Genomic DNA, 7,442 nt, shown 5'->3' on the forward strand with positions numbered 1-7,442 from the left:
GCGCCCGCCCATCCGTTCCGGCGAGCGAGCCGTCCATCGTCAATCGACTGTAATGACCGGCTTGATCTCTTCGAAATTCTTCATGCGCGTCAGTGCGACGTTCACCTGGTCGAGCGTATAGCGGCCAGAAATCATTTCGTGGAATGGGAACGCATGCTGATGCCGCTCGATAAACTGCAGCGCGAGCGAATAGCTGCGCGCGTCACCCGAGAAAGAACCGATCACCTGCAGGTTCTTCTTGACGATCATCGAAGGCTGCATCGATGTGGCAGCCTCGCCGAGCTGGCCGACCACCAGATAGCGCCCGCCTTTGCGCGCAAGCGCAAGGCCTTCCGCGAATGCGGCGGGCACGCCTGTGAACTCCATCACGATGTCGGCGCCACGTCCTTCCGTATGCGACAGCACCGTATCGAGCCGCTCGGCGGGCGTCGTGCCTTCGACGGGAATGCATACGTCCGCGCCGAATCGCTCCGCCATTTTCAGGCGCGGCTCCGGTGAGCCGACCACGATGATCTTCTTCGCGCCGCGTACCCGCGCATTCGCCGTCGCCAGCAAGCCGAGCGGGCCTGCGCCCTGGATCAACACGGTCTCGGTCGGCTCGATCTCGCCGATCTGCGAAAAGGCATTCATCACCGAGCGCAGCGCGCAACTTGACAAACTCGCCAGTTCGTTCGGCACGGAATCCGGCACTCGCAGACGCCCCGCCTGTGGCAGGATATAGCCGTACTGCGAGAAGCCGCCGAGCAGATAGGGCGATTCCTCGATGTTCTCGTACATGTACGCGCGGCGATTCGTGCACAGCGTCGGCTTGCGCGCCGTCGTGCAGAAGTAACAGCCGCCGCACGACGTGTGCGTATAGACGACGCGATCGCCGGCCTTCAATGGCGTACCCACGGAATCGGTGCTCACGCCCACACCTGTGCGAATCACGCGGCCCACCATCTCATGCCCGATGATGACGGGCAGATTCACCTTGAGCGACAGCGATCCTTGCCACAGATGCACGTCCGTACCGCAAATCGAGCACATTTCGATCTTGACGAGCGCGGCGTTGGGCTCCGTTTCGCGTGGCACAGGGACTTCTTCGATTGCGAGAGGCGCCTTGAATTCGCGCAGCACCGCAGCGCGGGAAAATTCAGGTACTGCCGTCATACGGACTGTCTCCTGATGATGTCTATGCGGATCGTTATCGTTAGCGGTGACGTGCGCGATCAGTCGTGACGAAGCACGATAGTCTTCGCGACGGTGTATTCCTTCAACGCTTCGAGGCCCTTCTCGCGGCCATGGCCGCTACGCTTGACGCCGCCGAACGGCAATTCGATGCCACCACCGGCGCCATAGTTGTTGATGAACACCTGCCCCACGCGCAGCTTCTTCGCGACGCGCATTTGTCGCGCGCCGTTCTCCGTCCACAAGCCGGCGACGAGACCATACGCCGTACCGTTTGCGATACGGATCGCTTCCGCTTCGTCTTCGAATGGAATCGCAGCGAGCACGGGGCCGAACACTTCTTCCTGCGCGAGTTCATGTGTGGTCGGAACCGGACCGAACAATGTCGGCAGCACAAAGTAGCCGGTCTTGACCGCGCTGCCGTCGAGCGCGCCTTGCGCGATCACTTCGATACCGTCAGCGCGCGCACGATCGAGAAAGCCCTGCACCTTCTTTGCCTGCGTGCTGTTGATGACCGGCCCGCACTGGAGATCGGCTGCGGGTGCGCCGACTCTCACAGCCGACATGCGCTCCTTGAGCATTGCGATGAAGCGGTCATAGGCGGAGCGCTGGATCAGCACGCGGCTACCCGCCGAGCAGGTCTGTCCTGCGTTCTGCGTAATCACGCCGATGATCGTCTGAGCGGCGTGTTCGAAGTCTGCATCGTCGAATACGATCTGCGGCGACTTGCCGCCGAGTTCGAGCACGCAAGGCACATGGTTCCTGGCGGCTGCCGTCTGGATCAGCGTGCCGACTTCGGGCGAGCCCGTGAACGACAGAAAATCGACGTCAGGGTGCTGGGATAGCGCCGCGCCCGCTTCCTCACCGAGGCCGGTAACGAGATTGAGCACGCCCGCTGGCAAGCCCGCCTCGTGCGCAAGCGCGGCGAGCCGGATGCAGCTCATGCTCGCGTCTTCCGCCGGTTTCAGTACGACCGTGTTGCCCGTAGCGAGAGCGGGCGCGACCGTGCGGCCGAACATCGACGCAGGGTAGTTCCACGGAATGATGAGCCCGCACACGCCGCGCGGCTCACGCTGCACGGTGACCTGATACCCATCGAGAAAAGGCAGAACGTCGCCGAGTATCTTGTCGGCGGCACCCGCGTAGAACTCGAAGTAGCGCGCCGTCGCGCGGATGTCGGTGCGCGCCTGCGTGATCGGCTTGCCCGTGTCGCGCGCTTCGATCTGCGCAATCTCCTCGGCATTCGCGAGAATCAGGTTGGAAAGGTTCGTCATGATGCGACCGCGTTCGAAGCCCGCCATCGTGGCCCATGCTCCTTGCAGTGCACGGCGTGCCGCGTCAACAGCACGCTCGATATCGGCGCTGTCGCCGCGAGAAATCGCGGTAAAGGTCTCGCCGTCGGTCGGCGAGCGCACGTCGAGCGCGGCGGCAGAAGCGGCGCTGGTCCACGCGCCGTCAATGAAAAGGGTTTGCGCCTCGAGTGGCATGTCGTGTCTCCTGTCCTGTTTCAGTTCCGCGAATATGTTTCCAGGCTCAGCAAGCGCAAAAGCCTGGGCAAAAAAAGTATAGAGAGATCGATGTGACGGCAACAAATACGAATTGGCGATAGAGCATATAATCGCCACCTATACCCGCGACGCAGCACACCCAGGAGACTCGCGCGATGGACATCCGGCAGATGCGTTATTTCGTGGCCTGCGTCGATGCGGGCAGTCTCTCGAAGGCGGCATTCGCGCTGTCCGTTTCGCAGCCGTCGCTCAGTCAGCAGATCGCGGAAATGGAAGATGACCTGGGCGTGCCGTTGCTTTTGCGCAGTTACTCGGGCGTCGCGCCCACCGATGCCGGCACGACGCTGTATCGTCATGCCCGGTCCATCATCAAGCAGATCGAGCAGATGCGCGGCGACGTCAAACGAGGCGAACATGCTCTCACGGGTCAGGTCGCAATCGGCCTTCCGACAAGCGTTGCTTCGACGCTGGCCGTGCCGTTGATCGAGCGGATGCGGGCCGCTCACCCCGGCATTCATTTGCAGATCTTCGAAAGCATGAGCGGATATCTGAACGAACTGCTCGCTAACGGGCGGCTCGACTTCGCCGTGCTGTTTCGCGAAACCGAAACGCGTGGCGTATCCACTGTTCCGCTCTTTCACGAGCGTCTTTGCGTGCACGGCGCGGCATGGATCGGCAATCCGCTCGCGAAGTCCGTGCCGCTCGAACTGATGTCGGGCGTACCGCTCGTGCTGCCCGGCAAATCGCATGGCCTGCGGCTGCTCGTCGAGCGCGCATTCACGAGCGCAGGACTGGAACTGAACGTGGTCGCCGATGTGGATTCGTTGCCCACGATGCTCGAACTCGCACGGCGCGGCGAAGTCGCGACGATTCTCTCCGGCTTCTTCAACATGGACCGCAAAACGGATCTGCTCACCCGCTACCTCGTGAAGCCAACTCTCGAGCGCTCCGTCGCGCTGTGCCGGCTCAACGCCGTGCCTCAAACGGCGGCATCGCGCGCCGTGCAGGACTGCGTGCAGCAGATCGTCGAAGAGATCACGCCCACGCTCTCGAGCGAGCCGTCCTGAAGACAGATGGTGCGCTTTCTCGCGCTCGCCGGCGCGGTTTGCAACGGGTGTATTAGACATGCCTATACCCCGTAGTCTCAAACAGTATTTCCTCCTGAAGCGCTTCGCACGCTAGGATTTTTGTGCGACGGCAATGCTTGCCGTCATCGTGATCCGCACAATCAGGAGACAACGCATGTCGCTTCCGCTTTCGGGCATCACCGTGGTGTCGCTCGAACAGGCCATCGCCGCACCGCTCGCTTCGCGCCATCTCGCCGACTGGGGCGCGCGCATCATCAAGATCGAACGTCCGGGTAGCGGCGACTTCTGCCGCGACTACGACAACGTGATGAACGGTATGTCGAGCCAGTTCGTCTGGACCAACCGATCGAAGGAAAGCGTCGCGCTCGACATCAAGAGCGCCGATGGTGCAGCGGCGCTCGACGCGCTGCTCGAAACAGCCGACGTCTTCTTGCAAAACCTCGCACCCGGCGCCGCCGCGAAGCTCGGACTCGATGCGAAGTCGCTCGTCGCGCGCTATCCGCGTCTCATTGCCTGCGATATCTCTGGCTATGGGAGCGGCGGCCCGTATAGCAGCAAGAAGGCGTACGACCTGTTGGTGCAATGCGAATCTGGCTTTCTCGCAATCAACGGCAGCGAAGTCGAGCCCGCAAAATGCGGACTCGCCATTGCCGATATCGCGACAGGCATGTACGCGCTCAATGGCGTGTTGATGGCGCTTTATCAGCGTGAGCGCACGGGGTGCGGCACGGCGTTCGAGGTCTCGCTGTTCGACTCGATGACGGAATGGATGAGCTATCCCGCCTACTACGCGACGGGCAGCGGCGAGCCGCTCAAGCGCAACGGCATGCGCCACGCGACGATTGCGCCGTATGGCCCATTTCGAACGGGCGATGGCCGCAGCATTTTCTTCGGCATCCAGAACCAGCGGGAATGGGCATCGTTCTGTGACGTCGTGCTCGGCGACAACGCAATCGCCACTGACTCGCGCTTCGCCACGAACCCCCAACGCCTTGCGAATCGCGACGCGCTCGAAGCGCTGATCGTCGCCCACTTCGCGCAATGGGACAGCAACGAAGTGCTGCGCCGCCTGGACACGGCTGCCATCGCGAACGCACGCATGAACTCGGTTGAGGAGTTCGTCGATCATCCGCAGATTCGCGAACGCAAGCGAACGCGCGAAGTGCAATCGCCAACGGGCATGCAGACCATGTTTATGCCCGCGATCACGATTGCGGGAGTCGCCCCTGTGATGAACCCCGTGCCCGCAGTCGGCGAACATACGGAACGTGTGCTTGCCGAACTCGCCGCCCGTAAGAGGAGCGCCGCATGAGCCGCCCCGCCGCCCGCGTGACGCGCACCGTGCTCGCGGCGCCCGCGCATCGAACGCGTCTTGTCGAATCCGCCGCGCGCTCGAGTGCTGACGCAGTGTTTCTCGATCTCGAAGATGCCGTGCCGGAACAGGAAAAGCATGAGGCGCTGCAATGCGCCCGTAGCGCACTGCTAAACCTCGACTGGGGCGACAAGACAGTGTTAGTGCGCGTGAATGCATACGGCAGCCGTTTCATCGAAGATGAAGTGCGTACACTTGCGCCGCTCGCGCGGCTCGACTCGATACTCGTGCCGAAGGCGGAAGGCCCCCCGGAGATCGCCGACATCGCGCGCTGGATCGACGCAGCCGAAGGCACGGCCCGTGCCGCTCCCCTCTCCATCGATCTGCTGATTGAGACCGCGCTCGGCCTGGTCATGGTCGAGATGCTGGCTCAGAGCACGCCGCGTATCGCAGCGCTGCATCTCGGCGTCGGCGATCTGTCGGGCTCGATCGGCGCGCGCAGCGCGGAAATCGGCGGCTCGCCGGACGGCTATCGCCACACGACGCTCTCGCCGTGCGCGCGTTACGTCGAAACGCCGCTCGACCTGTTCGCCTATCCGATGATGCGCGTACTCGTCGCCGCGCGCGCTTTCGGATTGCGCGCCATCGACGGCCCATGCGGTGCGTACCGCGACGCGACACTGACGCGGGCCTGGGCAGAAAAGGCAGCGGCACTTGGTTTCGACGGGAAGCAAGTGATTCACCCCTCACAAATTGACGCGACGCGCGACGCGTTCACGCCATCGGCGGACGAACTCGCATTCGCAACGCGCGTCGTCGATGCGATGCGGCAGGCCGAAGCGGAAGGCAAAGGCGCCGTATCCGTCGACGGCAAGATGATCGACTACGCAAATCTGCGCATGGCGCAACGCATCCTGATGCGAGGTGGAGCAGCCTGACAAAGGACGCGCCTCGCGGCACCGCGAGGCGCACCGCCTTCCGTCAGACCGCGCCCGCGCCCCATGCGAGGAAACCGCCGTCCACGGGCAGCACGACGCCGTTTGTGTAGGCGGCTTCTTCGGAAGCCAGATAACAGACAGCCGCGGCGATCTCCGATGTCTTGCCATAGCGCTTCATCGGAATCGCGCGTGAATACTCCTCGCGGAATTGGTCGCTATGCAGCGCTTTTGTCATCGGCGTGTCGACGGGTCCGGGCGCAATTGCGTTCGCGGTGATGCCGTAGTCGCATAGCTCGACCGCCATCTGACGCGTCAGCGCGATCACTGCGCCCTTCGACGTGCCATACGCAGTGCGGCCCTTGCCGACAGCGCGCATGCCCGCGACGGAAGCGATGTTGACGATGCGGCCCCACCGGTTCCTGACCATCAGGCGCGCCGCATGTTGCGCGCACAATAGTGTGCCCGTGACATTGACCTGCATTGTTTTGAGGAAGACGTCGAGCGGATAGTCGATGAATGGAACCAGCGTCGCAATCCCGGCGCAGTTGACGAGCACATCGCAACGTCCGTGGGTGCCGGCGATCGCATCGAACGCGGCGGCGATCGATTCGGGACTCGCGACGTCCATCTGCACAGCCGACGCGGACAGACCTTCGCGCTCGAGCGTCGCGGCGGTCTCTTCGGCGGCACCCTTATTGATGTCTGCCAGCACGACGTGATAGCCACGTCGGCCGAGTTGCCCGGCGCTGTCCGCGCCTATGCCCATTGCTCCGCCTGTCACGACTGCCACGCGGCGTGTACCGCTTTCGTTCGTCTGCTCCACGTTGTCTCCTGGTTGTCTGCGGCCCGCTCTTCACGACTGTGCGTCGCGCAACTCATGTCGGGAGGATTCGACAGGCGCTACGCGCCATTATCGTGAGCAGATTATCGGAGACGCGTCGATACGGCTCAATGGATATTAAGGCTGGCTATTGTGAGAAAAAGTCAACGCAATCGAGCGGCTGTCGTATGAAACCGTCTGGAAAACTGGCCATCTCCCGCCTGACGGCCGAAAGGCCTGTGACGGCCGCTGCCGCGTGCTCGCGTTGCAAGCGCGGCGGTGTAAGCAGGCCTCGATTGATAACGACTGGACATCAATCGTTCCGAAGATTGCACTTATCGTTTTGCCGGCCCCGGGCGAACATTGCCAAAACCACAATCGACCGGATCACCGCGTATTTTCTGGATCTCAGGAGACACCTCGATGCACCCCTCGTCTAGCGTTTCGACCGGACATTCAAAGGCCGCTGCGGTTGTCCGCGTAACGGCCGGGAATTTCCTGGAGCAGTTCGACTTCTTCCTGTTCGGCTTCTACGCCACGCAGATCGCCAACGTCTTCTTTCCCGCCGAGAGCGAGTTCGCCTCGTTGATGATGACGTTCGCGGTC

6 protein-coding genes and 1 pseudogene are annotated in these 7,442 nt (G+C 62.5%); 4 read left to right on the forward strand and 3 right to left on the reverse strand.

Features of this window, described 5'->3' with window-relative positions:
- Positions 1-39: 39 nt before the first annotated feature.
- Positions 40-1,152, reverse strand: a complete 1,113-nt coding sequence (locus GCT13_RS38440; RefSeq protein WP_152767181.1) for a zinc-binding dehydrogenase — start codon at positions 1,150-1,152, stop codon at positions 40-42.
- 59 nt (positions 1,153-1,211) lie between these two features.
- A complete protein-coding gene (locus GCT13_RS38445) occupies positions 1,212-2,657 on the reverse strand; it encodes an aldehyde dehydrogenase family protein (protein WP_152767182.1) in 1,446 nt (481 codons plus the stop codon).
- A gap of 176 nt (positions 2,658-2,833) precedes the next feature.
- Here GCT13_RS38445 and GCT13_RS38450 point away from each other — a divergent pair, with 176 nt between their 5' ends.
- The 3 genes from GCT13_RS38450 to GCT13_RS38460 all read left to right on the forward strand — a co-directional run bounded on the left by GCT13_RS38450 (position 2,834) and on the right by GCT13_RS38460 (position 6,016).
- On the forward strand, positions 2,834-3,745 hold the full coding sequence (locus GCT13_RS38450) for a LysR substrate-binding domain-containing protein (protein ID WP_152767183.1): 912 nt from the start codon (positions 2,834-2,836) through the stop codon (positions 3,743-3,745).
- A 175-nt stretch (positions 3,746-3,920) separates the two neighbouring features.
- Positions 3,921-5,078 carry a CaiB/BaiF CoA transferase family protein gene (locus GCT13_RS38455; RefSeq protein WP_152767184.1) on the forward strand — a complete coding sequence of 386 codons (1,158 nt, stop codon included), beginning with the start codon at positions 3,921-3,923 and terminating at the stop codon, positions 5,076-5,078.
- A complete protein-coding gene (locus GCT13_RS38460) occupies positions 5,075-6,016 on the forward strand; it encodes an HpcH/HpaI aldolase/citrate lyase family protein (RefSeq protein ID WP_152767185.1) in 942 nt (313 codons plus the stop codon). The genes GCT13_RS38455 and GCT13_RS38460 overlap by 4 nt, the downstream gene beginning before the upstream one ends.
- Before the next feature lie 43 nt (positions 6,017-6,059).
- Here GCT13_RS38460 and GCT13_RS38465 read toward each other — a convergent pair whose 3' ends face one another.
- Positions 6,060-6,839, reverse strand: a complete 780-nt coding sequence (locus GCT13_RS38465) for an SDR family NAD(P)-dependent oxidoreductase (RefSeq protein ID WP_321574891.1) — start codon at positions 6,837-6,839, stop codon at positions 6,060-6,062.
- Between the two features lie 420 nt (positions 6,840-7,259).
- Here GCT13_RS38465 and GCT13_RS38470 point away from each other — a divergent pair.
- A pseudogene (locus tag GCT13_RS38470) lies at positions 7,260-7,442 on the forward strand (citrate-proton symporter); the annotation flags it as partial.

It is taken from the genome of Paraburkholderia franconis, assembly GCF_009362735.1.
GTDB lineage: Bacteria > Pseudomonadota > Gammaproteobacteria > Burkholderiales > Burkholderiaceae > Paraburkholderia > Paraburkholderia franconis.

Bases quoted from the DNA above. Each gene is read 5' to 3' on its own strand.
- GCT13_RS38440 (WP_152767181.1), bottom strand. From the start codon at position 1,152: ATGACGGCAGTACCTGAATTTTCCCGCGCTGCGGTGCTGCGCGAATTC.
- GCT13_RS38445 (WP_152767182.1), bottom strand. From the start codon at position 2,657: ATGCCACTCGAGGCGCAAACCCTTTTCATTGACGGCGCGTGGACCAGC.
- GCT13_RS38450 (WP_152767183.1), top strand. From the start codon at position 2,834: ATGGACATCCGGCAGATGCGTTATTTCGTGGCCTGCGTCGATGCGGGC.
- GCT13_RS38455 (WP_152767184.1), top strand. From the start codon at position 3,921: ATGTCGCTTCCGCTTTCGGGCATCACCGTGGTGTCGCTCGAACAGGCC.
- GCT13_RS38460 (WP_152767185.1), top strand. From the start codon at position 5,075: ATGAGCCGCCCCGCCGCCCGCGTGACGCGCACCGTGCTCGCGGCGCCC.